We start from the raw sequence: 1,512 nt of genomic DNA on the forward strand, positions 1-1,512 counted from the left end.
GAGCTGCCCGGCCACGGGCGACGCGGCGGCCTCCGCCTCGCCCGTGGCCGGGCAGCTCCCGTCGCCGTCCCCGTCGGTCACGGTCGCCCCCACGCTCACCGAGGCGCAGGTGAAGTCGGCGCTGATCTCCAACAAGGACCTGGGCAAGGGCTGGAAGCCGACCCAGGGCGGGGCCACCTGGCGGGACGCGCTGCTCAAGGGAAAGACGGACAACGCCGACTGCCAGCGGCTGCTCGACGGCCTGTACGCGGAGGACCTGCTGGGCGAACCGGCCGGGGCCCGCGCGGTGAGGGGCCTGGACGACAAGGACGACGGGGCGCAGGTGCGCTACCAGGTCGGGGCGTACGACCGGACGGCACTGGACGCGTCGCTGGCCTGGCTGAAGGAGGTGCCGGGGAAGTGCGGCCAGTTCACGGCCACGGACGTCAAGGGCGGGGAGCTGACCGTCCTGGTCACCGCCACGCCCCTGCCCGGCGTGGGCGAGGCGCGCGAGAGCCTGCGCCTGAAGGTGTACGGCGAGTCGGGCGGCTCGTCCGCCGTACTCACCCTGGACTTCGCCGCCGTACGGGTCGGTGACAGTGCTCTCTCCCTCACCAACGGCGGCCTCGACGGCGTCTCCGCCAACTCCACCCGGCAGGCCGCCCAGCTCGGCACGCAGCGCCTCCAGGACGTAGTCGCCGGAAAGAAGCCGGCGGCTCGGCCGGCGAACCAGGAGGCCGACGCGGAGGGCTGAGCCTTCGGGCCTGCTCGTCGTCCGTCGCCCCTAGTCGGTGAGGTATCGCTCGACCGGTCCCAGGGTGAGCAGTCCGCTGCCCGCGCCCGCGAGTTCGGCGGCGGCCGGGCGCAGGCGGGTGCGGGCGCGCTCCAGTACGGTCCGGTCGTCGAGGCGGAGTGCGGCTTCGGCCTCCAGGGCGCTGTAGGCCTCGTACAGGAGGTCGTGGGGTGGCTCCGGGAGGGCGCGCAGGGCGGTACGGGCCTCGGTGCGACGGCCCTCGGCGATCAGGGTGAACGGTTCGGCCCAGGGGCGGTGCGGGCCCCAGTCCGCCCGGGGGTCCGGGTCCGGCGGGAGCCCGTGGGTCAGGCGCAGACAGAGGAGCGCGAGCGGGAGGAGGCCGCGTTCCAGGCCGGGCATGCCGGCGCCGTCGAGGCGGGCCGCGGCGGCACGGCAGGCGGTCTCGGCCCGGGACGGCTGTCCGGTCGCGCTGAGCCGCAGGGCTCCGTACCACTCGGTGAAGACGCCGACCAGCGGCAGTTCGTGGCGTTCGGCGAGGCGGTCCGCGGTGGCCGCGTGGGTGTCCGCGGCGGTGAAGTCGGCGAGGGCGGCGCGGGCCTGGAGGCGGACGAGGTGGCCGAGGACCTCGTAGGTCACCAGGCCGTGGCGCGCGGCCAGTTCGACGAGTTCCGCGCCGATCGCGTCCCGTTGTGGCGCGAGGCCCGCCCGGGTGAAGGACTGCATGAACCTGCCGTTGAGGGCGAAGGCCAGCAGCGCGGGGTCGTCGAGACGGCGGGCGA

1 protein-coding gene and 1 pseudogene are annotated in these 1,512 nt (G+C 75.1%); one reads left to right on the forward strand and one right to left on the reverse strand.

Annotation, left to right across the window (positions count from 1 at the left end; genetic code table 11):
- Positions 1-733, forward strand: a 733-nt coding sequence (locus tag AOK17_RS51150; RefSeq protein WP_055618653.1) for a hypothetical protein, incomplete at its 5' end; no start/stop codon positions are given.
- A gap of 30 nt (positions 734-763) precedes the next feature.
- Here AOK17_RS51150 and AOK17_RS46320 read toward each other — a convergent pair.
- Positions 764-1,512 (reverse strand): annotated as a pseudogene (locus AOK17_RS46320) (SARP family transcriptional regulator); the annotation flags it as partial.

It is taken from the genome of Streptomyces phaeochromogenes (assembly GCF_001418655.1).
Classification (GTDB): domain Bacteria; phylum Actinomycetota; class Actinomycetes; order Streptomycetales; family Streptomycetaceae; genus Streptomyces; species Streptomyces phaeochromogenes.